A 19,854-nucleotide genomic window follows, 5' to 3' on the forward strand; every position below is an offset into this window, starting at 1 on the left:
ATTGACCCCGGGGGAAAAACCCCACCCCGAAGGACGTTTGGGGAGGGGGTCTTCCCCCGCGATGCGGTTTAATCCGACAACACCACAAACAGTTGTGCCAGAGCCTCGGAAGTGGTTATCGTCAGGGGTATCAAGGACCCGAAATGAAATCAAAGCTTCCCTAAAGGCTGGTGATTTTTTAAACTATCGAGTCCGCTCGCCCATTCGGGCTGAACACCGCATTTGCTACTTGAGGAAGACCATGGCCCGCGTAACCGTTGAAGACTGCCTAGAACACGTGGATAACCGTTTTGAGCTGGTCATGCTCTCTACCAAGCGTGCCCGTCAGCTGGCCACCGGCGGCAAAGAGCCGAAAGTGGCGTGGGAAAACGACAAACCTACCGTCGTTGCCCTGCGTGAAATCGCTGAAGGCATCTGCACTCCTGAATTCATCGCTGCCGAATCCATTGTCGAAGTCGAGCCTGCCTTTGCCTTCGGTAGTGAGGAAGAGGCCAACGAGGCGGTCTAAGCCTATGCCTGGTCGACGTAGTACGGCGCAGGTCCCCTTTCCTCGGCAGGAGGTAATCCTGTGCCGAGCATAGACGCCCTCGCCGATCGCCTGTCGGCCTACCTCGGCGCTGACCAGGTCAACCTGGTGCGCCGAGCGTACTTCTACGCCGAACAAGCCCACGATGGCCAACGCCGTCGTAGCGGTGAGCCTTACGTCACGCATCCGCTGGCGGTGGCCAGCATCCTTGCCGACATGCACATGGACCATCAGAGCCTGATGGCCGCCATGCTCCATGACGTGATCGAAGACACCGGCATCGCCAAGGAAGCCCTCAGCTCGCAATTTGGCGAAACGGTGGCCGAACTGGTCGATGGGGTCAGCAAACTGACCCAGATGAACTTCGAGACCAAGGCCGAAGCCCAGGCGGAAAACTTCCAGAAAATGGCCATGGCGATGGCCCGGGATATCCGCGTGATCCTGGTCAAGCTGGCCGACCGCCTGCACAACATGCGTACCCTCGAGGTGCTGTCAGGCGAAAAACGCCGGCGCATCGCCAAGGAAACCCTGGAAATCTACGCCCCCATCGCCAACCGCCTGGGGATGCACAGTGTGCGCGTGGAATTCGAAGACCTGGGCTTCAAGGCCATGCACCCGATGCGCTCCGCGCGCATCTACCAGGCGGTCAAGCGTGCCCGCGGCAACCGCAAGGAAATCGTCAACAAGATCGAAGAGTCGCTGGCCCACTGCCTTGCCGTCGACGGCATCGAAGGCGAAGTCAGCGGCCGACAGAAACACCTCTATGGCATCTACAAGAAGATGCGCGGCAAACGCCGAGCCTTCAACGAGATCATGGATGTCTATGCGTTTCGCATCATCGTCGACAAGGTAGACACCTGCTACCGCGTGCTCGGCGCCGTGCACAACCTGTACAAGCCGCTGCCCGGACGCTTCAAGGACTACATTGCGATCCCCAAGGCCAACGGCTACCAGTCGCTGCATACCACGCTGTTCGGCATGCACGGTGTGCCTATCGAGATCCAGATCCGCACCCGCGAAATGGAAGAGATGGCCAATAACGGCATTGCCGCCCACTGGCTGTACAAGTCCAGCGACGACGAGCAGCCCAAGGGCACCCATGCCCGCGCTCGCCAGTGGGTCAAAGGCGTGCTGGAAATGCAGCAGCGTGCAGGCAACTCCCTGGAATTCATCGAAAGCGTGAAGATCGACCTGTTCCCGGACGAGGTCTACGTGTTCACGCCCAAGGGCCGCATCATGGAGCTGCCCAAAGGCTCCACCGCGGTCGATTTCGCTTACGCGGTGCACACCGACGTCGGCAACAGCTGCATCGCCTGCCGGATCAATCGACGCCTGGCACCATTGTCCGAGCCGCTGCAGAGCGGCTCGACGGTCGAGATCGTCAGTGCACCGGGCGCACGCCCGAATCCTGCCTGGCTGAACTTCGTGGTCACCGGCAAGGCCCGTACACATATCCGCCATGCCCTCAAGCTGCAACGCCGCTCCGAGTCCATCAGCCTCGGCGAACGCCTGCTGAACAAGGTGCTCAACGGCTTCGACAGCGCCCTGGAGAAGATTCCCCAGGAACGCATCCAGGCCATGCTCAGCGAGTACCGCCTGGAACAGCTCGAGGACATGCTCGAAGACATCGGCCTGGGCAACCGCATGGCCTATGTCGTCGCCCGCCGCCTGCTGTCCAGCGAAGGCGAGCACTTGCCGAGCCCCGAAGGCCCGCTGGCGATCCGCGGTACCGAAGGCCTGGTGCTCAGCTACGCCAAATGCTGCACGCCGATCCCGGGCGACCCGATTGTCGGCCACTTGTCCGCTGGCAAAGGCATGGTCGTGCACCTGGAGAATTGCCGAAACATCAGTGAAATCCGCCACAACCCGGAAAAATGCGTACAGCTGTCCTGGGCCAAGGATGTCACCGGTGAGTTCAATGTCGAGCTGCGTGTCGAGCTGGAGCATCAACGCGGCTTGATCGCCCTGCTGGCCAGCAGCGTCAACGCCGCCGACGGCAACATCGAAAAAATCAGCATGGACGAGCGCGATGGTCGCATCAGCGTGGTCCAACTGGTGGTCAGCGTACACGACCGCGTGCACCTGGCTCGTGTGATCAAGAAACTGCGTGCCCTGACCGGGGTGATCCGCATCACCCGCATGCGCACGTAGCCCAATAACAGCAAGGAGTCATCATGACCAAGACCGTCATCACCAGCGACAAGGCCCCCGCCGCCATCGGCACCTACTCCCAGGCGATCAAGGCCGGTAACACGGTGTACATGTCCGGCCAGATTCCACTGGACCCGAAAACCATGGAACTGGTCGAAGGCTTCGAAGCTCAGACCGTTCAGGTCTTCGAAAACCTCAAGGCTGTTGCTGAAGCTGCAGGTGGTTCGTTCAAGGACATCGTCAAGCTGAACATCTTCCTGACCGATCTGAGCCACTTCGCCAAGGTCAACGAGATCATGGGCAAGTACTTCGAACAGCCGTACCCAGCGCGCGCCGCCATCGGTGTTGCCGCCCTGCCACGTGGCTCGCAAGTTGAAATGGACGCGATCCTGGTCCTCGAGTAATACCCCGCGCGGCGAGCCGCCCGGCTCGCCCTCGCTCTGCCCCGGAAAGGACCCCGCCATGCGCCACGCGCTCGCCCTGACCCTGGCTGCCGCACTGCTGAGCGGATGCGCTAGCCACAAACCCGAAGACTACAACGGCATCTGGATCAACCAGAAAGCCATCGATACCGCTGCCAAAGGCGTAAGCCTGCGACAGGCGCTTCAAGACAACGGCCCCAACTTCGAATGGAAGGTCAATGTCGCCGCTGCCCAGGCGAGCTTCGCCAACGGTTTTGAAATTGGCGAAGGCCAACTCAAGGCCGGCGAGAAGCAGTACCAGGTGGAATTCCCTGGCAATCACGTCGAAACCCTGGTTCTCGATGGTGACGAGCTAGTGCAAACCAGCGAGTCGGCACCGCAACAAAGCTTCGAGAAAGCCCGCACGCCCGCACCGATGGGCGCACGCACCGGCACCACGTTTGAGCAGGCTTTGTACAGCGCCTACCTCGGCGGTGAATGGAAGATCATTGAAGGCCCAGGCCAAGGTGGCCAGGTGCATTTTCGCGACAATGGCAGTGTCGAAGGCTTGCCCAACCTGGACCGCTACGCGCTGTGCCTGGCTGGCGACTGCGCCGACATGAGCGGTGCAAACGACAGCCTCTGGCTGGAACGCAATCAGCAAGGCGCGCCATTCATCTTCAAGCGCGACGGCGACCAGCTGGAAATCCTGCGTGCCCTTAACAGCGCCCAGCCCGATGAGAAGCCGCAGCTCAATCCCGGCCCTCGCCAGTGGCTGCTTGAGCGCGACTGACGACTAATACATCAGGCCTTGTCGCCCAGGATCGCCGCATAGCCTTCCTTGTAGCTCGGATACTGTGGCTCCCAGCCCAGTGCCCGGGCACGGGCGTTACTGCAGCGCTTGCTGCCGGTACGGCGCACCCGATCCTGATCCGACCACTGGGTGACGCCCATGTAATCCCGCAGCCAGGCTACGACTTCAGCCAAGGGTGCCGGCGTGTTATCCACGCCAATGTAGCAATCCTCGAGCGCCTGCCCCTGGGCGTCAGCCTTGATCAAAAAGGCCAGCAAGCCGGCGGCATCTTCGGCATGAATACGGTTGGCATACAGCGGTGGCTCTTCGGTAACCCGGTAACCCTGACGCACCTGGCTGAGCAACCACTCACGTCCCGGACCATAAATGCCTGTCAGTCGTACGATTGATGCGGGTATACCGCTGGCCAGGGCCAACTGCTCGGCCTCAAGCATTATCGAACCGGTGTAATTTTTCGACTCGGCAGCCGAGGATTCGTCGATCCACTCACCGTCCTGTTGGCCATACACGCCGCTGCTGGAGACAAACAGCAAGCGCCGCGGTTTCTGGCCACGCTCTGCCAACCACCTGAGAACATGCCGTAAGCCATCGACGTAGGCGGCCCGATAGCCCGCCTCATCATGCTGACTGGCCGCCGCGCAGTAGACCAGATAGTCGGGCGCAGCAAGCGGCCAGCTACCCGGGCACTGCGCGTCGAACAGGTCGGCAGCGATTCCCGTCACGCCTGCCGGCAACTGCTCCACACTGCGGCGCAAGCCGCTCACTTGCCAGTTGCAAGCCAGCATTTGCTTGGCTAGACGGCTACCGACATCACCACAACCAACGATCAAAACTGATGGCGCAGACATCCTGGAACTCCGTAAATCAAAGGCCCAGCCTATCCAAATAAATCGATAGGCGGCTAGCTATGATGGAAAAAAAGTAACTTTATTACTTCTGCTAACAAGAATTACTTGCAATAATGGCCGCCGCATTTTTGTTCTCGGCCTGTATCGAGGCCTAGAAGGACAACCACCTCTTTCTTCTTCATCAGGTCCGGCCAGCATGACACGTATCCAACCTTCCGCTTCGCCAACCACGCCGCGCGTATGGCGCGCCATTGCCGCGCTGATGTTCAGCCTGGTAGTGGCCCCGGCTGCACTGGCCGATGAGCCGACCACTGCCGCCGCCCCCGCTGCTGCCGTAGCCCCCGCCGCAACCCCTGCTGCCCCAGGTACCGAGCCAGCCGCCACGCCAGCTGCGCCTGCCGCCGCGGGTGCTGCTGCAGCGCCGGTTGATGGCCAGGCGGTTACCGAGGCCGAAGAAGTCGAAGCACTGGTTGAAGACACCAGCCTGGGCATGGCCCACGACCTGTCGCCATGGGGCATGTACAAAAACGCCGACATCGTGGTCAAGATCGTCATGATCGGCCTGGCCATTGCCTCGATCATCACCTGGACCATCTGGATTGCCAAAGGCTTCGAGCTGATGGGCGCCAAGCGTCGTCTGCGCGGTGAAATCGCCCTGCTGAAAAAGTCCACCACCCTCAAGGAAGCCAGCGATGGCGCCAACAAGGAAGGCACCCTGGCCCACCTGCTGGTCCATGATGCGCTGGATGAAATGCGCTTGTCGGCCAATGCTCGCGAGAAAGAAGGCATCAAGGAACGCGTCAGCTTCCGTCTTGAGCGCCTGGTAGCTGCCAGCGGCCGTAACATGAGCAGCGGCACCGGCGTACTCGCCACCATCGGTTCTACCGCACCGTTCGTCGGCTTGTTCGGCACCGTGTGGGGCATCATGAACAGCTTCATCGGCATTGCCAAAACCCAGACCACCAACCTGGCTGTCGTTGCCCCAGGTATTGCCGAGGCCCTGCTGGCCACCGCGCTGGGCCTGGTTGCAGCAATCCCGGCGGTAGTCATCTACAACGTCTTCGCCCGCTCCATCGCCGGTTACAAGGCGCAGGTATCGGACGCTTCGGCAGAAGTCCTGCTGCTGGTCAGCCGCGACCTGGACCACCAGCCAGGTGATCGCGCCACTGCACCTCACATGGTGAAAGTGGGGTAATCCATGGGCCTGCATCTTAACGAAGGTGGCGACGACCTCGCCGAGAACCACGAAATCAACGTCACGCCGTTCATCGACGTGATGTTGGTCCTGCTGATCATCTTCATGGTGGCAGCGCCTCTGGCGACCGTTGATATCAAGGTTGACCTGCCCGCCTCGACTGCCAAGCCGGCACCGCGGCCGGAAAAGCCGATCTTCCTCAGCGTCAAGGCGGACCAGAATGTCTATGTCGGCGAAGAGCAGGTCCAGCGCGACCAGCTCGGCGCGGTACTCGACGCCAAGACCAAGGGCGACAAGGACACCACGATCTTCTTCCAGGCCGACAAAGGCGTGGATTACGGCGATCTGATGGAAGTCATGAATTCGCTGCGCGCGGCCGGTTACCTGAAAGTCGGTCTGGTCGGGCTTGAGACGGCAGCCAAGAAATGATCAAGACGCGGCATAAGTTCGCGCGTTACAGCACCAGTCTGGCGATTGTGTTGGGTATCCATGCTGTCGCCGTGCTGCTGACGCTCAATTGGTCGGTACCCCAGGCGATCGAGTTGCCGCCTGCGGCGATGATGATCGAGATGGCGCCGATGCCGGTACCGGCGCCTCCGCCGCCACCCAAGGTAGTGACCCCGCCACAGCCGCCAGCGCCGGTGGAAGAATTGCCGCTGCCGAAACTGGCCGAGGCACCGAAGCCCAAGATCGCTGTCGCCAAACAGGTCAAGCCAAAGGCCAAACCGCAGCCGCCCAAGCCAGAGAAAAAGCCTGAGCCGCCGCAAGACAAGCCTACCGACGAGCAAGTGGTCGACACGCCGCCAAGCAACGCGCCCGCGCAGAAATCCGCAGCGCCTGCACCGAGCATCGCCACCAACAGCAATGCCCTGCCGACCTGGCAGAGCGATCTGTTGCGCCACCTGGCCAAGTACAAGCGCTATCCGGAGAACGCCCGGCGCATGCGCATGGAAGGTATCAATCGCCTGCGTTTCGTAGTCGATGGCGAGGGTAAGATTCTTTCTTACACCCTGGCAGGTGGATCGGGCAGTGCAGCACTGGACCGCGCTACCCTGGAGATGATCCGTCGTGCCCAGCCGGTTCCGGCACCGCCCAAGGAATTGCTTACCAACGGCAGCATTGAAGTGATCGCGCCATTCGTCTACTCGCTGGACAAGCGCTAACGCATTGTTTCTGTCACAAACAAGCAACTCTGATAACGTGCGTCTATCGATTGCAGCCGCTATGCTGGGGCCGCAACTTCATGGACGCACGTTATGACCCTCACAGAATTGCGCTACATCGTCACCCTCGCTCAAGAGCAGCACTTCGGCCATGCCGCCGAGCGCTGCCATGTCAGCCAGCCGACCCTGTCGGTCGGCGTGAAAAAGCTTGAGGACGAGCTCGGTGTACTGATCTTCGAACGCAGCAAGAGTGCCGTTCGCCTGACCCCGGTTGGCGAAGGCATCGTCGCCCAGGCCCAGAAGGTCCTCGAACAGGCCCAAGGTATCCGCGAACTGGCCCAGGCCGGCAAGAACCAGCTGACCGCACCGCTGAAAGTCGGGGCGATCTACACGGTTGGCCCCTACCTGTTCCCGCACCTGATTCCGCAACTGCACCGGGTCGCCCCGCAGATGCCGTTGTACATCGAAGAAAACTTCACCCACATCCTGCGCGACAAGCTGCGCAACGGTGAGCTGGACGCCGTGATCATCGCCCTGCCGTTCAACGAGGCCGATGTCCTGACCCTGCCGCTGTACGATGAACCCTTCTATGTGTTGATGCCCAGCGAACACCCCTGGACCAAGAAGGACACCATCGACGCCAGCCTGCTCAACGACAAGAGCCTGCTGCTGCTCGGTGAAGGCCACTGCTTCCGTGACCAGGTGCTCGAAGCCTGCCCGACCCTGGCCAAAGGCAGCGATGGCGCCAAGCACACCACGGTTGAGTCCAGCTCGCTGGAGACCATCCGCCACATGGTCGCGTCCGGCCTGGGCGTGTCGATCCTGCCGTTGTCGGCGGTGCACAGCCATCACTACGCGCCTGGCGTCATTGAAGTACGGCCCTTGAGCCCGCCGGCACCGTTTCGCACCGTGGCGATCGCCTGGCGCGCCAGCTTCCCGCGCCCCAAGGCAATCGAGATCCTCGCCGATTCGGTCCGCCTGTGCTCGGTCGCCAAACCCGCCGCGAGCCAGTAGGAAAGCGCCATGCCGGAGTTGTCCCAGGTATCGGTGACTGCCCTCAAGGGCGTGGGCGAAGCCATGGCCGAGAAGCTCGCCAAGGTCGGCCTGGAGAACCTTCAGGACGTCCTCTTCCACCTACCCCTGCGCTATCAGGACCGCACCCGTGTGGTCCCGATCGGCGCCCTGCGCCCCGGCCAGGACGCAGTGATCGAAGGCGTGGTCAGCGGCACCGATGTGGTCATGGGCAAGCGCCGCAGCCTGCTGGTGCGTCTGGGCGATGGCACCGGCGTACTGAGCCTGCGCTTCTATCACTTCAGCAACGCGCAAAAGGAAGGCCTCAAACGCGGCACCCACCTGCGCTGCTACGGTGAAGCCCGCCCCGGCGCCTCGGGCCTGGAGATCTACCACCCGGAGTATCGCGCCCTGACCGGCGACGAGCCGGCCCCGGTGGAGCAGACCCTGACACCGATTTACCCCACCACCGAAGGCCTGACCCAGCAACGCCTGCGCCAGCTGTGCCAGCAGAGCCTGTCCATGCTCGGCCCGCGCAGCCTGCCCGACTGGCTGCCGCTGGAGCTGGCCCGGGACTACCAGCTCGCGCCGCTGGACGATGCCATTCGCTACCTGCATCACCCGCCCGCCGATGCTGACGTGGACGAACTTGCCGAAGGCCAGCACTGGGCCCAGCACCGCCTGGCGTTCGAAGAGCTGCTGACCCACCAGCTGTCCCAGCAGCGCCTGCGCGAAAGCCTGCGTGCTCAGCGTGCACCCGCGCTGCCCAAGGCTACGCGCTTGCCCCAGCAGTACCTGGCCAACCTCGGCTTTGCGCCGACAGGCGCGCAACAACGGGTCGGCAACGAGATTGCCTACGACCTCAGCCAGCCGGAGCCGATGCTGCGCCTGGTCCAGGGTGACGTTGGCGCCGGCAAGACCGTGGTCGCGGCCCTGGCGGCCCTGCAAGCGCTCGAGGCGGGCTATCAGGTGGCGCTGATGGCACCTACCGAGATTCTCGCCGAACAACACTTCGCGACCTTCAAACGCTGGCTGGAGCCGCTGGGCATAGAAGTCGCCTGGTTGGCCGGCAAGCTCAAGGGCAAAGCCCGCGCCAGCGCCCTGGAACAGATCGCAGGTGGTGCCCCCATGGTGGTCGGCACCCATGCACTGTTCCAGGACGAGGTGAAGTTCAAGAACCTGGCCCTGGCAATCATCGACGAACAGCACCGCTTTGGCGTCCAGCAGCGCCTGGCGCTGCGCCAGAAAGGCGTAGGCGGCCAGCTCTGTCCGCACCAGTTGATCATGACCGCAACGCCGATCCCACGGACCTTGGCGATGAGTGCCTACGCCGACCTGGACACCTCAATCCTCGATGAGCTGCCACCCGGGCGTACGCCGGTCAACACCGTGCTGGTCGCTGACAGCCGGCGTTTCGAAGTGGTCGAACGGGTGCGCGCCGCGTGCGCCGAAGGACGTCAGGCCTATTGGGTCTGTACCCTGATCGAAGAGTCCGAAGAGCTGACCTGCCAGGCTGCCGAAACCACTTTTGAGGAGCTCGGAAGCGCCTTGGGCGAGCTGCGTGTCGGCTTGATTCACGGACGCATGAAGCCCGCCGAGAAAGCCGCGGTCATGGCCGAATTCAAGCAAGGTCACCTGCAATTGCTGGTGGCCACCACGGTGATCGAAGTCGGGGTCGATGTACCCAATGCCAGCCTGATGATTATCGAGAACCCCGAACGCCTGGGCCTTGCCCAGCTGCACCAGTTGCGTGGCCGGGTCGGTCGCGGTAGCGCGGCGAGCTACTGTGTATTGCTCTACCATCCGCCGCTGTCGCAGATCGGTCGTGAGCGCCTGGGAATCATGCGTGAAACCAACGACGGCTTCATCATTGCCGAGAAAGACCTGGAACTGCGCGGCCCCGGCGAAATGCTGGGCACCCGCCAGACCGGCCTGCTGCAGTTCAAGGTGGCCGACCTGATGCGCGATGCCGACCTGCTGCCCGCCGTGCGCGATGCTGCGCAGGCGCTACTGGCACGCTGGCCGCAGCATGTCAGCCCGCTGCTGGAGCGCTGGCTGCGTCATGGCCAGCAATATGGCCAGGTGTGACGCCCGTCCCAGAATGGATCCATCTGCAGGTCCAAGCTGGTTATACTCTTGCGATCGTAAAATTTCTGGATACAGACCATGACTGAAGTTGCTCTGGATACCGCAACCCCCCACGCTCCGTCTGTTATCCGGCTATTGCTGGAAAAGCTCGGCATTGCCTACCGTGAAGTGCTCGATCACCCGAACCTGTTGACCGAACGCAAGGTCCAGGCGGTGTTACTCGACGACGCGGTCGGCGCACTGATGGTGCTGTTCCCGCAGAACCAGCTGCTGGATCTGAACCGTCTGACCGAACTCACCGGTCGCAAGCTGGCTGCCGTACCCCTGGATCGTCTCAAAGCCATGCTCGACAAACATGGCTTGAGAATCCTGCCCGGTATTCCGGCACTGACCAGCTCACCTTGCCTGTATGAAGAGAGCCTTCTGCAGCCAGAAAAACTGCTGATCCACTCCGGCGAAGCAGGCCTGCTGCTGGAAATCGAGCGTGATGATTTCAAGAAGATGCTGAGCAAGGCCAGCGCCGGCAATTTCGGCGAACCCCTGAGCAGCATCCGTCCAAACCTTGATCGTCCGACCGACGACCGCGAAGAAATTACCCAGGCAGTCCAGGCCTTCACCGCCCGGCGCATCCAGCAGCGCCTGGAAAGCACCATCGAGATTCCACCGCTGGCTGAAACTGCGCAAAAGATCATCAAGCTGCGCGTCGACCCCAACGCGACCATCGACGACATCACCGGCGTAGTCGAGACCGATCCTGCGCTGGCTGCTCAAGTAGTCAGCTGGGCCGCCTCGCCCTATTACGCCTCACCCGGCAAAATCCGTTCAGTAGAAGATGCCATCGTTCGCGTGCTGGGCTTCGATCTGGTGATCAACCTGGCCCTTGGCCTGGCGCTGGGCAAAACCCTGAGCCTGCCCAAAGACCATCCACAGCACACCACTCCGTACTGGCAGCAGTCGATCTACACCGCCGCCGTGATCGAAGGCCTGACCCGCGCCATGCCGCGTGCAGAACGCCCTGAGGCCGGCCTGACCTACCTGGCCGGGCTGCTGCACAACTTCGGCTACTTGCTGCTGGCGCACGTTTTTCCGCCGCACTTTTCGCTGATCTGCCGCCATCTGGAGGTCAACCCGCACTTGTGCCACAGCTATGTCGAACAGCATCTGCTGGGCATCAGCCGCGAACAGATCGGTGCCTGGTTGATGCGCTACTGGGATATGCCGGAAGAACTGTCCACCGCCTTGCGTTTCCAGCACGACCCGCTGTACGACGGTGACCATGCAGCCTTCCCGAACCTGGTGTGCCTGGCCATACGCCTGCTGCGTGCCCGCGGCATCGGTTCGGGGCCGGACGAGTCGATCCCGGACGAATTGCTGGAGCGCTTGAACATCAGCCGCGAAAAAGCAGCCGATGTGGTGAACAAGGTGCTGGAGGCAGAAGTGCTGCTGCGCGAGCTGGCCTCGCAGTTCAATCAGCAGCACTAAGCAGATGGCCTGCCCTTACGGGGTCAGGCCTTTTTCTTCGGTTTCAGGTACTTCATCAGGCCCTGGAACCAGATCACCAGCGCCGGGTTGCCCTTGATCTGGATGCTCTTGTCCTGAATCCCCTGCATGAATGCCAATTGCTTGTTCTTCGCTTGCAAGGTGGCAAAGCCGAAGGCTGCATCCTTGAAGGCAATGGCAAACGCCGGTTGCGGATGGGTGCCGGACTGGCTGCTGATACGCAGGTCCTTGACGATGAAATGGCGCGCAACTTTGCCATCGAGGGTCTGCAGCTGGAACACCAGATCTTTGTCGGCCAGTTGTTGCTGGAAAGCCGGGTTGTTGCGACTGGCCTTGGCCATTAACAACCCCATGGCCCAAAGGATAAAGCGAAACTTCATGTGCACGCCTCGGCTAAAAAGTGACTGGCGAAGCAGTTTATAGTCTCGCTATAAAAACACCATACTTTGCCGCACATTTCGCGAAGATCATGGCATTTGGCTCTTATGTGGCTCCCACCAGGCAATAAAAAACGGGCGCTGTGTCGGCGCCCGTTTTTCGATGCGATCAATCGGTGCGAGGCATCACGGATTGACGCTGTCCTTAAATCGCTGTGCCGACCACCGCCCAGCAACCAATGGTCTCAAGCGTCGGATTGACGCTGTCCTTCAAGGATTTGCCTGGCTTGAACGCAACGGTGTTGCTGGCTTTGATTTTGACTGGCTCACCGGTTTGCGGGTTTTTGCCGGTGCGGGCGCCGCGATGACGTTGCAGGAAGGTACCGAATCCGACCAGCGTCACACTGTCCTTGCGATGCAGGGCGCCGGTGATTTCTTCGAGCACGGCGTTGAGCACGCGATTGGCTTGCTCTTTGGTGAGGTCGGCCTTTTCAGCGATGGCTGCGGCGAGTTCTGGTTTGCGCATAGTGAAGCCTCTTAGACGGTTTTTTGTTGTTATGCCGTGCTGCTCTTCAAGAACAGCGCCCAAGGCACCGCAGGCTCTAAACTGCGGCAGACGGGAGTGAGGATGGCATGCCGTCAGGGGCCGCGCCAGTCTCTGGGCGGCCATTGTTAAGGCAAAGGCAGGGGAAATCCGACAGAACGCCGGTTATTTACGCCATAAGCGCTGGGAGTTGCCGATTTAGAGCCAGTTTCTCCATCACCGCCGAGCCTGTCAGGGCGTATCCCAGCAGGTTGCCGTCGGCGTCATGGCAGAGCACTTTGAGGTCAATGCCCTGGCCTTCAACCTGCCAGGTTCCTTCGCGGCCATGGGGTGGCGGCGAGACCACCAAGGGGCAGGCAGGGGTTTTCACCGTCACCGGCATGGGGCCATAGGCAACTGCTGTCGGGTTGCCCGCCAGTGTTTGCGCCAGCGCACGTGCGCAGCTCATCAACGGCATGACGTAGAGCAGGTTGAGGCCGTCGACTTCGGCGCAGTCACCCAGGGCGTAGATATTGGCGTGCGAAGTACGCAGCTGCCGGTCGACCACAACACCGCGGTTCACCTGCAGACCGGCAGCGGCGGCCAGGTCGATGCGCGGACGCAAGCCCACTGCCGATACCACCAGATCACAAGGAATCAGCGTGCCGTCGGACAGGTGCGCCTCCAGCCCGTCGCCAACCCGCTGCAGACGGGTCAACACCGGCCCCAGGTGAAAGCGCACGCCAAGCCCCTCCAGACCCGTCTGTACGGCGGCTGCGGCAGCCGGGTGCAGCAAGGTCGGCATGACCTGTTCGCACGGCGCCACCAGCTCGACCTGGTAACCCCCCAGGCTCATGTCGTTGGCAAATTCGCAGCCGATCAACCCGGCACCCAGGATCAGCACGCGCTGTTTGCCGACAGCCGCAGCACGGAAACGGGCGTAATCCTCCAGATCATTGATCGGAAAAACCGCCTCACCCGCATCGCCTTCCACCGGCACCTGCACGGTTTGCGCACCCCAGGCCAGGATCAGGTCGCGATAGACCACCTGCTCCTCACCGATCCACAGGCGCTTGTGGCCCGGGTCGATACCGCTGATGCGGGTATGGGTACGCACTTCGGCCTTGAGTTGCTCGGCCATGGCGCCGGGCTCGGCCATGCTCAGGCCGTCGGCATCCTTGTTCTTGGCAAAACCGGTGGAAAGCATCGGTTTGGAGTAGGAACGGCCATCGTCGGCGGTAATCAGCAGCAGCGGTGTGTCACCGTCGAGCTTGCGAAATTCGCGGGCCAGGTTGTAACCCGCCAACCCTGTACCGACAATTACCACTGGAGCCGTCATGCCGTGCTTTCCTTGAATACTGGTTAAAAGATGATCAGCCGATGGCGATCATTTCGAAGTCCATCTTGCCCACGCCGCAGTCCGGGCACAGCCAGTCAGCCGGGACATCTTCCCATCGGGTACCCGGCGCGATGCCGTCATCCGGCCAACCTTCGGCCTCATCGTAGATCAGGCCGCAAACAATACACTGCCACTTCTTCATCACTTACTTCCTCAACAAACCCAGGCATTGGAGTGGTCGCTCTCGGGATAATTACACTGGCAACCATCTACGGACGGGCTTTGTACTGGAGCCAGGTGCCAGCATGCAAGCCGGATCGGGCAATCATGCTAAGCTCGCGGTCTCTTTGGCCTGTTAATCCATACCATCGTGCCGTACGAAACATTGCAAGCGCCCGCTGCAGAATGGTTGCAGTACTCTCAGGTGGCAGACAGCACAACGCCTGCGCTCCTTGACTGGTTGTTCGATCAAGGATCATTGACCCGTCGCCTGACCCAATTATCCGCCGATCACTTTTCTGTTACACCCCTTTACGAGGGCTGGCAGCCGCTGCGTGACGACGAATGCCAGGCGCTGGATCTGCCGCCCGGCAGCGAAGGCTGGGTACGTGAAGTGTATTTGCGCGGCCATGGCCAGGCCTGGGTCTTCGCCCGCAGTGTAGCGGCGCGCAGCGCCCTGGAAAGCGGCGGGCTGGACATGGAGGCGCTGGGCAGTCGCTCCCTGGGTGAGCTGTTGTTCTGCGACCAGGCCTTCACTCGCCGCGCCATTGAAGTCTGTCATTACCCCAGTGCCTGGTTGCCGGTCGCAGATGCCAGCGACGCGCTCTGGGGGCGTCGCTCGCGCTTTGACCGCGCTGCGCTGAGCGTATTGGTTGCCGAAGTCTTTCTGCCATCGCTGTGGCAGGCCGCTGAGATTGCCGGGGAGATCCGCTGATGTACCTGCAGTTGCTCAAGTCGCTCAATCGCCTGCATCCGCGGGCCTGGGACTTCATCCAACTGAGCCGCATGGACAGGCCGATCGGCATCTACCTGCTGTTGTGGCCAACACTTTGCGCAGTGTGGATTGCCGCCAAAGGCACGCCAACCTTGGCCAATGTGCTGATTTTCACCTTCGGCGTGGTGCTGATGCGCGCTGCCGGTTGCGCCATCAACGACTTCGCCGACCGCAAGGTCGATGGCCACGTCAAACGCACCGCCGACCGCCCGCTGGCAGCCGGCCGGATCAAGGCCCGCGAAGCGCTGGTGCTGTTTGCCGTGCTGGTCGGTGCCAGTTTCCTGCTGGTGCTGTGTACCAACGCCACAACGGTGTGGCTGTCGTTCGCCGCGGTGGCTCTGGCCGCCTGTTATCCGTTCATGAAGCGCTACACCTATTACCCGCAGGTGGTGCTCGGGGCGGCCTATTCCTGGGGCATTCCCATGGCCTTCACCGCAGCCAACGGCGAGCTGCCGGCCATCGCCTGGCTGCTGTACATTGCCAATGTGCTGTGGACGGTGGGCTATGACACCTACTACGCCATGGTCGACCGCGACGACGACCTGAAAATCGGGGTCAAGTCCACGGCGATCCTGTTCGGCGAGGCTGACCGGGTGATTATCCTGTCGCTGCAGGTGCTGTCGCTGGGCTGCTTGCTGCTTGCCGGCAACCGCTTTGAGCTGGGGGGCTGGTTCCACCTCGGGCTGCTGGCGGCCCTGGTGTGCTTTGTCTGGGAATTCTGGTCGACGCGCAACCTGGATCGCGAATCGTGCTTCAAGGCCTTCCTGCACAATCATTGGGCCGGTTTTCTGGTGTTTGTGGGAGTAGTGCTGGATTACAGCTTCTGAATTATCGCGGGGGAAAACACCCCCCCACAAGGTCCCAAAAATGTGGGAGAGGGACTGCCCCCCACCGCGACACGACTACTTGATCACGTGCCAGACATCCTTCATGCCGTCACCGGTCATGTCGCCGGCTTTCTTGTCCTTGACGAAGGTGTACACCGGCTTGCCTTTGTAGGCCCATTGCATTGAACCATCATCGCGCTTGATCTGTGTCCAGCCCTCTTCGGCCATGTCGCCGTCTTTGACCATCAACGGCGGCCAGTTCTTGGCGCACTCATCGTTGCACATGGACTTGCCGCCCGAATCCTTGTCGAAGGTATAGAGCGTCATGCCTGCATGGTCGACCATCACACCGTCTTTCATCATGGCATGATGGGCCGACGCTATCCCTGGCAACGCCAGTGCCACCGCAGCGAAAAGCGCCATCCAGTTCAGCGTATGTCGTGTCATTGGATCCACCGTGTTTCTCGGGAGAGGGAATTTAAGCCTAGCCCAGTAACCGAATGTTGCTGAACCCCCCACGACTTGTCACACGACTGCAATAATTCCGTTATCTAATGCGGGCCAAGACACCTGAATGGGAAGAGGTTTGAACATGGTTGGCAGAAACATTCTGATCGTTGACGACGAAGCACCAATCCGCGAGATGATCGCCGTTGCGTTGGAAATGGCCGGCTATGACTGCCTGGAGGCAGAGAACTCCCAGCAGGCCCACGCCATCATTGTCGACCGCAAGCCCGACCTGATCCTGCTCGACTGGATGCTCCCGGGTACGTCGGGTATCGAGCTGGCCCGCCGCCTCAAGCGCGACGAGCTGACCGGCGACATCCCGATCATCATGCTCACCGCCAAGGGTGAAGAGGACAACAAGATCCAGGGTCTTGAAGTCGGTGCCGATGACTACATTACCAAGCCCTTCTCACCTCGCGAGCTGGTTGCCCGCCTGAAAGCTGTGCTGCGCCGTGCAGGCCCCAGCGATGGCGAAGCCCCTATTGAAGTGGGCGGTCTGATGCTCGACCCCATCAGCCATCGGGTGACCATTGATGGCAAGCCGGCCGAAATGGGCCCTACCGAATACCGCCTGCTGCAGTTCTTCATGACCCACCAGGAACGCGCCTACACCCGTGGCCAGTTGCTCGATCAGGTCTGGGGCGGCAACGTCTATGTCGAAGAGCGCACCGTCGATGTGCATATCCGTCGCCTGCGCAAGGCGCTGGGTGATGCCTACGAAAATCTGGTACAAACCGTGCGCGGCACCGGTTATCGCTTCTCGACCAAGAGCTGAACCGGTAATCAGGCCAAGGTATTGGAAAGGACGCGTCGTTAATTGAACCAGAACTGGCATGGCACCCTGATTCGCCACATGCTGCTCCTGATCACCGCCTGCCTGCTGGTCGGCCTGATCAGCGGCTACTACGGCTGGAGCCTGGCCCTGGGCCTGGCGCTCTACCTGGGCTGGACCCTCAAGCAACTGCTGCGTTTGCATGAGTGGCTACGCCTGCACAAGCCCGATGAAGCGCCTCCCGATGGCTATGGCCTGTGGGGCGAAGTGTTCGACAGCATTTATCATCTGCAACGCCGCGACCAGCGCGTGCGTGGCCGTCTGCAGGCGGTGATCGACCGTGTGCAGGAGTCCACCGCAGCCCTCAAGGACGCGGTGATCATGCTCGACAGCGACGGCAACCTGGAGTGGTGGAACCGCGCCGCCGAAACCCTGCTGGGCCTGAAAACCCCTCAGGACAGCGGCCAGCCCGTGACCAACCTGGTGCGTCATCCGCGCTTCAAGGAGTACTTCGAACAGGAGAACTACCTCGAACCGCTGGAAATCCCGTCGCCGATCAATGACCGCTTGCGCGTCCAGCTGCATATCACCCGCTACGGCAACAACGAGCACCTGATGCTGGTTCGCGACGTGACCCGCATCCATCAGCTCGAACAGATGCGCAAGGATTTCGTTGCCAACGTATCCCATGAGCTACGCACGCCATTGACGGTAATCGCCGGCTATCTGGAAACCCTGCTCGACAACGTCGAGGAGGTGAATCCGCGCTGGGTTCGTGCCTTGCAGCAGATGCAGCAACAGGGCCTGCGCATGCAGACCCTGCTCAATGACCTGCTGTTGCTGGCCAAGCTGGAAGCCACCGACTACCCCTCGGACAATCAGCCAGTAGCGGTCGAAGCACTGCTGCAGACGATCAAAAGCGACGCCCAGGCCCTGTCCGGCCAGCGCAACCAGCGCATTACCCTCGAAGCCGTCCCCGGCATTCGCCTCAAGGGCAGTGAGGCGGAGCTGCGCAGTGCCTTCTCCAATCTGGTGTTCAATGCGGTCAAGTACACCCCGGACGAAGGGCAGATCCGCATCCGTTGGTGGGCAGACGAGCAAGGTGCGCACCTGAGCGTTCAGGACTCGGGGATTGGTATCGACGCCAAGCACCTGCCACGCCTGACCGAACGTTTCTACCGGGTCGATTCCAGCCGTGCGTCGAATACCGGCGGTACCGGGCTCGGCCTGGCGATCGTCAAGCACGTGCTGTTGCGTCACCGTGCACGCCTGGAGATCAGTAGCGTACCCGGCCATGGCAGCACCTTTACCTGCCATTTCGCCCCCGTTCAAATTGCTCAGCGCATTGCCTCCTGAGGGTTAACCTCTAGGCAATCGCGCCCCCAGCCGCTACATTGGCGGACTTGTGCCAGCAAATGCTGGCACCGCACTTCTCTCTTTTTTCAGATGACGGACCCCGTAAAACCCCATCATGGACCCTTCCCCTGGTATTAGCTTCGCCTCACTTTTCGCCGACTTCGGCATGATTCTTTTTGCTCTGCTGCTGGTGCTGCTCAACGGTTTTTTCGTTGCTGCCGAGTTCGCCATGGTCAAACTGCGCTCGACCAAGGTCGAGTCGATTGCCAAGCAGCATGGCTGGCGCGGGCAAATCCTGCGCACCGTACATAACCAGCTTGATGCCTACCTTTCGGCTTGCCAGCTGGGTATCACCCTCGCCTCGCTGGGCCTGGGCTGGGTCGGTGAACCGGCCTTCGCACATCTGCTTGAACCGCTGCTGGGCGCCATCGGCGTAGAGTCGCCGGAAGTGATCAAGGCAGTGTCGTTCTTCAGCGCCTTCTTTGTGATTTCCTATTTGCACATCGTGGTCGGTGAGCTGGCACCCAAGTCCTGGGCAATCCGCAAGCCCGAACTGCTGTCGCTGTGGACTGCCGTGCCGCTGTACCTGTTCTACTGGCTGATGTACCCGGCCATCTACCTGCTCAACGCCAGCGCCAACGCCATTTTGCGTATCGCCGGCCAGGGAGAACCCGGACCACACCACGAGCACCATTACAGCCGCGACGAACTGAAGCTGATCCTCCATTCCAGCCGTGGTCAGAACCCTAGCGACCAGGGCATGCGTGTACTTGCGTCGGCAGTGGAGATGGGCGAACTGGAAGTGGTCGACTGGGCCAACTCGCGTGAAGACATGGTCTGCCTGGACGCCCATGCGCCGCTCAAGGAAATCCTGGCGATGTTCCGTCGGCACAAGTTCAGCCGCTACCCGGTGCTCGATGCCACACGCGGTGAGTTCATCGGCCTGCTGCACATCAAGGATCTGCTGCTGGAGCTGGCGGATCTTGAGCATATTCCCGAATCCTTCAACCTCGCCGAGCTAACCCGGCCGCTGGAGCGCGTGTCCCGTCACATGCCCCTGTCCCACCTGCTGGAGCAGTTCCGCAAAGGTGGCGCGCACTTTGCCCTGGTGGAGGAAGCCGATGGCAAGGTCATTGGCTACCTGACCATGGAAGACGTGCTGGAAGTGCTGGTAGGTGATATCCAGGACGAGCACCGCAAGGCCGAACGCGGCATCCTTGCCTACCAGCCAGGCAAGTTGCTGGTACGTGGCGACACGCCGCTGTTCAAGGTCGAGCGCCTGCTCGGCGTAGACCTGGACCATATCGAGGCAGAAACCCTCGCCGGCCTGGTCTACGAGACTCTCAAGCGGGTACCGGAAGAGGAAGAGCTGCTGGAAGTCGAAGGTCTGCGCATCATCATCAAGAAGATGAAAGGCCCGAAGATTGTCCTGGCCAAGGTGCTCAAGCTCGATTGAGCCGCC

General features: G+C 61.2%; 21 protein-coding genes. 15 read left to right on the forward strand and 6 right to left on the reverse strand.

Features of this window, described 5'->3' with window-relative positions; translation table 11 throughout:
• Nucleotides 1-241 precede the first annotated feature (241 nt).
• The 4 genes from rpoZ to ACO6VD_RS08260 are packed head-to-tail and all read left to right on the forward strand — an operon-like array spanning nucleotide 242 to nucleotide 3,871.
• Nucleotides 242-508 (forward strand): DNA-directed RNA polymerase subunit omega, encoded by a 267-nt coding sequence (rpoZ, locus tag ACO6VD_RS08245; protein WP_028942466.1) that lies wholly within the window; start codon nucleotides 242-244, stop codon nucleotides 506-508.
• 60 nt (nucleotides 509-568) lie between these two features.
• The gene (gene spoT / locus ACO6VD_RS08250; RefSeq protein WP_422418238.1) at nucleotides 569-2,677 is read left to right on the forward strand and encodes a bifunctional GTP diphosphokinase/guanosine-3',5'-bis pyrophosphate 3'-pyrophosphohydrolase; all 2,109 of its coding nucleotides are present in this window, start codon (nucleotides 569-571) and stop codon (nucleotides 2,675-2,677) included.
• Between the two features lie 23 nt (nucleotides 2,678-2,700).
• Nucleotides 2,701-3,081, forward strand: a complete 381-nt coding sequence (locus ACO6VD_RS08255) for a RidA family protein (RefSeq protein WP_038615925.1) — start codon at nucleotides 2,701-2,703, stop codon at nucleotides 3,079-3,081.
• 58 nt (nucleotides 3,082-3,139) lie between these two features.
• Nucleotides 3,140-3,871: a hypothetical protein gene (locus ACO6VD_RS08260; RefSeq protein ID WP_422418239.1), complete on the forward strand. Its 732-nt coding sequence runs from the start codon at nucleotides 3,140-3,142 to the stop codon at nucleotides 3,869-3,871.
• Between the two features lie 11 nt (nucleotides 3,872-3,882).
• Here the strand turns inward: ACO6VD_RS08260 and ACO6VD_RS08265 are convergent, their stop codons facing one another.
• A complete protein-coding gene (locus ACO6VD_RS08265) occupies nucleotides 3,883-4,740 on the reverse strand; it encodes an SDR family oxidoreductase (RefSeq protein WP_422418240.1) in 858 nt (285 codons plus the stop codon).
• Nucleotides 4,741-4,936: 196 nt separating this feature from the next.
• Here ACO6VD_RS08265 and exbB point away from each other — a divergent pair, with 196 nt between their 5' ends.
• The 6 genes from exbB to ACO6VD_RS08295 all read left to right on the forward strand — a co-directional run bounded on the left by exbB (nucleotide 4,937) and on the right by ACO6VD_RS08295 (nucleotide 11,679).
• A complete protein-coding gene (exbB, locus tag ACO6VD_RS08270) occupies nucleotides 4,937-5,935 on the forward strand; it encodes a tonB-system energizer ExbB (protein ID WP_422418241.1) in 999 nt (332 codons plus the stop codon).
• 3 nt (nucleotides 5,936-5,938) lie between these two features.
• Nucleotides 5,939-6,364, forward strand: a complete 426-nt coding sequence (gene exbD / locus ACO6VD_RS08275) for a TonB system transport protein ExbD (protein ID WP_038615935.1) — start codon at nucleotides 5,939-5,941, stop codon at nucleotides 6,362-6,364.
• Complete coding sequence (locus ACO6VD_RS08280) at nucleotides 6,361-7,098, forward strand: TonB family protein (RefSeq protein ID WP_422418243.1); 738 nt, start codon at nucleotides 6,361-6,363, stop codon at nucleotides 7,096-7,098. The genes exbD and ACO6VD_RS08280 overlap by 4 nt, the downstream gene beginning before the upstream one ends.
• Nucleotides 7,099-7,191: 93 nt before the next feature.
• The gene (locus ACO6VD_RS08285; RefSeq protein WP_422418244.1) at nucleotides 7,192-8,112 is read left to right on the forward strand and encodes a LysR substrate-binding domain-containing protein; all 921 of its coding nucleotides are present in this window, start codon (nucleotides 7,192-7,194) and stop codon (nucleotides 8,110-8,112) included.
• Between the two features lie 9 nt (nucleotides 8,113-8,121).
• Entirely contained in the window at nucleotides 8,122-10,197 is a 2,076-nt protein-coding gene (gene recG, locus ACO6VD_RS08290) for an ATP-dependent DNA helicase RecG (protein WP_422418246.1), read from the forward strand.
• 78 nt (nucleotides 10,198-10,275) lie between these two features.
• Nucleotides 10,276-11,679: an aminoacyl-tRNA deacylase and HDOD domain-containing protein gene (locus ACO6VD_RS08295; RefSeq protein ID WP_422418247.1), complete on the forward strand. Its 1,404-nt coding sequence runs from the start codon at nucleotides 10,276-10,278 to the stop codon at nucleotides 11,677-11,679.
• Nucleotides 11,680-11,702: 23 nt separating this feature from the next.
• On the opposite strand, the gene ACO6VD_RS08300 is transcribed toward ACO6VD_RS08295, so the two are convergent.
• From ACO6VD_RS08300 to ACO6VD_RS08315, 4 genes are all read right to left on the reverse strand, one after another.
• Nucleotides 11,703-12,077, reverse strand: coding sequence for a helicase (locus ACO6VD_RS08300; RefSeq protein WP_422418249.1), 375 nt, complete (start codon nucleotides 12,075-12,077; stop codon nucleotides 11,703-11,705).
• 202 nt (nucleotides 12,078-12,279) lie between these two features.
• Nucleotides 12,280-12,600: an HU family DNA-binding protein gene (locus tag ACO6VD_RS08305; RefSeq protein WP_422418251.1), complete on the reverse strand. Its 321-nt coding sequence runs from the start codon at nucleotides 12,598-12,600 to the stop codon at nucleotides 12,280-12,282.
• A gap of 187 nt (nucleotides 12,601-12,787) precedes the next feature.
• Nucleotides 12,788-13,936: an NAD(P)/FAD-dependent oxidoreductase gene (locus ACO6VD_RS08310; RefSeq protein ID WP_422418253.1), complete on the reverse strand. Its 1,149-nt coding sequence runs from the start codon at nucleotides 13,934-13,936 to the stop codon at nucleotides 12,788-12,790.
• A 34-nt stretch (nucleotides 13,937-13,970) separates the two neighbouring features.
• The gene (locus ACO6VD_RS08315) at nucleotides 13,971-14,138 is read right to left on the reverse strand and encodes a rubredoxin (RefSeq protein ID WP_028942479.1); all 168 of its coding nucleotides are present in this window, start codon (nucleotides 14,136-14,138) and stop codon (nucleotides 13,971-13,973) included.
• A gap of 207 nt (nucleotides 14,139-14,345) precedes the next feature.
• On the opposite strand from ACO6VD_RS08315, the gene ACO6VD_RS08320 reads away from it, so the two are divergent.
• Together ACO6VD_RS08320 and ubiA are read left to right on the forward strand one after the other, a co-directional pair.
• Nucleotides 14,346-14,870, forward strand: coding sequence for a chorismate--pyruvate lyase family protein (locus ACO6VD_RS08320; protein WP_422418255.1), 525 nt, complete (start codon nucleotides 14,346-14,348; stop codon nucleotides 14,868-14,870).
• Nucleotides 14,870-15,757, forward strand: coding sequence for a 4-hydroxybenzoate octaprenyltransferase (gene ubiA, locus ACO6VD_RS08325; RefSeq protein WP_422418257.1), 888 nt, complete (start codon nucleotides 14,870-14,872; stop codon nucleotides 15,755-15,757). The genes ACO6VD_RS08320 and ubiA overlap by 1 nt, the downstream gene beginning before the upstream one ends.
• A gap of 75 nt (nucleotides 15,758-15,832) precedes the next feature.
• On the opposite strand, the gene ACO6VD_RS08330 is transcribed toward ubiA, so the two are convergent.
• Entirely contained in the window at nucleotides 15,833-16,204 is a 372-nt protein-coding gene (locus ACO6VD_RS08330; protein WP_422418258.1) for a hypothetical protein, read from the reverse strand.
• A 145-nt stretch (nucleotides 16,205-16,349) separates the two neighbouring features.
• Here ACO6VD_RS08330 and phoB point away from each other — a divergent pair, with 145 nt between their 5' ends.
• The 3 genes from phoB to ACO6VD_RS08345 all read left to right on the forward strand — a co-directional run bounded on the left by phoB (nucleotide 16,350) and on the right by ACO6VD_RS08345 (nucleotide 19,848).
• Nucleotides 16,350-17,039, forward strand: a complete 690-nt coding sequence (phoB, locus tag ACO6VD_RS08335) for a phosphate regulon transcriptional regulator PhoB (protein ID WP_400171571.1) — start codon at nucleotides 16,350-16,352, stop codon at nucleotides 17,037-17,039.
• 42 nt (nucleotides 17,040-17,081) lie between these two features.
• Nucleotides 17,082-18,392 (forward strand): phosphate regulon sensor histidine kinase PhoR, encoded by a 1,311-nt coding sequence (phoR, locus tag ACO6VD_RS08340; protein ID WP_422418260.1) that lies wholly within the window; start codon nucleotides 17,082-17,084, stop codon nucleotides 18,390-18,392.
• 115 nt (nucleotides 18,393-18,507) lie between these two features.
• Complete coding sequence (locus ACO6VD_RS08345) at nucleotides 18,508-19,848, forward strand: hemolysin family protein (protein ID WP_422418261.1); 1,341 nt, start codon at nucleotides 18,508-18,510, stop codon at nucleotides 19,846-19,848.
• Nucleotides 19,849-19,854: the final 6 nt, after the last annotated feature.

Source organism: Pseudomonas sp. GZD-222, assembly GCF_049310525.1.
GTDB lineage: Bacteria > Pseudomonadota > Gammaproteobacteria > Pseudomonadales > Pseudomonadaceae > Aquipseudomonas.

Excerpts from the sequence above, each read along its gene's own strand:
- rpoZ (WP_028942466.1), top strand. The coding sequence starts at position 242 with ATGGCCCGCGTAACCGTTGAAGACTGCCTAGAACACGTGGATAACCGT.
- ACO6VD_RS08255 (WP_038615925.1), top strand. The coding sequence starts at position 2,701 with ATGACCAAGACCGTCATCACCAGCGACAAGGCCCCCGCCGCCATCGGC.
- ACO6VD_RS08260 (WP_422418239.1), top strand. The coding sequence starts at position 3,140 with ATGCGCCACGCGCTCGCCCTGACCCTGGCTGCCGCACTGCTGAGCGGA.
- ACO6VD_RS08265 (WP_422418240.1), bottom strand. The coding sequence starts at position 4,740 with ATGTCTGCGCCATCAGTTTTGATCGTTGGTTGTGGTGATGTCGGTAGC.
- exbB (WP_422418241.1), top strand. The coding sequence starts at position 4,937 with ATGACACGTATCCAACCTTCCGCTTCGCCAACCACGCCGCGCGTATGG.
- exbD (WP_038615935.1), top strand. The coding sequence starts at position 5,939 with ATGGGCCTGCATCTTAACGAAGGTGGCGACGACCTCGCCGAGAACCAC.
- ACO6VD_RS08280 (WP_422418243.1), top strand. The coding sequence starts at position 6,361 with ATGATCAAGACGCGGCATAAGTTCGCGCGTTACAGCACCAGTCTGGCG.
- ACO6VD_RS08285 (WP_422418244.1), top strand. The coding sequence starts at position 7,192 with ATGACCCTCACAGAATTGCGCTACATCGTCACCCTCGCTCAAGAGCAG.
- recG (WP_422418246.1), top strand. The coding sequence starts at position 8,122 with ATGCCGGAGTTGTCCCAGGTATCGGTGACTGCCCTCAAGGGCGTGGGC.
- ACO6VD_RS08295 (WP_422418247.1), top strand. The coding sequence starts at position 10,276 with ATGACTGAAGTTGCTCTGGATACCGCAACCCCCCACGCTCCGTCTGTT.
- ACO6VD_RS08300 (WP_422418249.1), bottom strand. The coding sequence starts at position 12,077 with ATGAAGTTTCGCTTTATCCTTTGGGCCATGGGGTTGTTAATGGCCAAG.
- ACO6VD_RS08305 (WP_422418251.1), bottom strand. The coding sequence starts at position 12,600 with ATGCGCAAACCAGAACTCGCCGCAGCCATCGCTGAAAAGGCCGACCTC.
- ACO6VD_RS08310 (WP_422418253.1), bottom strand. The coding sequence starts at position 13,936 with ATGACGGCTCCAGTGGTAATTGTCGGTACAGGGTTGGCGGGTTACAAC.
- ACO6VD_RS08315 (WP_028942479.1), bottom strand. The coding sequence starts at position 14,138 with ATGAAGAAGTGGCAGTGTATTGTTTGCGGCCTGATCTACGATGAGGCC.
- ubiA (WP_422418257.1), top strand. The coding sequence starts at position 14,870 with ATGTACCTGCAGTTGCTCAAGTCGCTCAATCGCCTGCATCCGCGGGCC.
- ACO6VD_RS08330 (WP_422418258.1), bottom strand. The coding sequence starts at position 16,204 with ATGACACGACATACGCTGAACTGGATGGCGCTTTTCGCTGCGGTGGCA.
- phoB (WP_400171571.1), top strand. The coding sequence starts at position 16,350 with ATGGTTGGCAGAAACATTCTGATCGTTGACGACGAAGCACCAATCCGC.
- ACO6VD_RS08345 (WP_422418261.1), top strand. The coding sequence starts at position 18,508 with ATGGACCCTTCCCCTGGTATTAGCTTCGCCTCACTTTTCGCCGACTTC.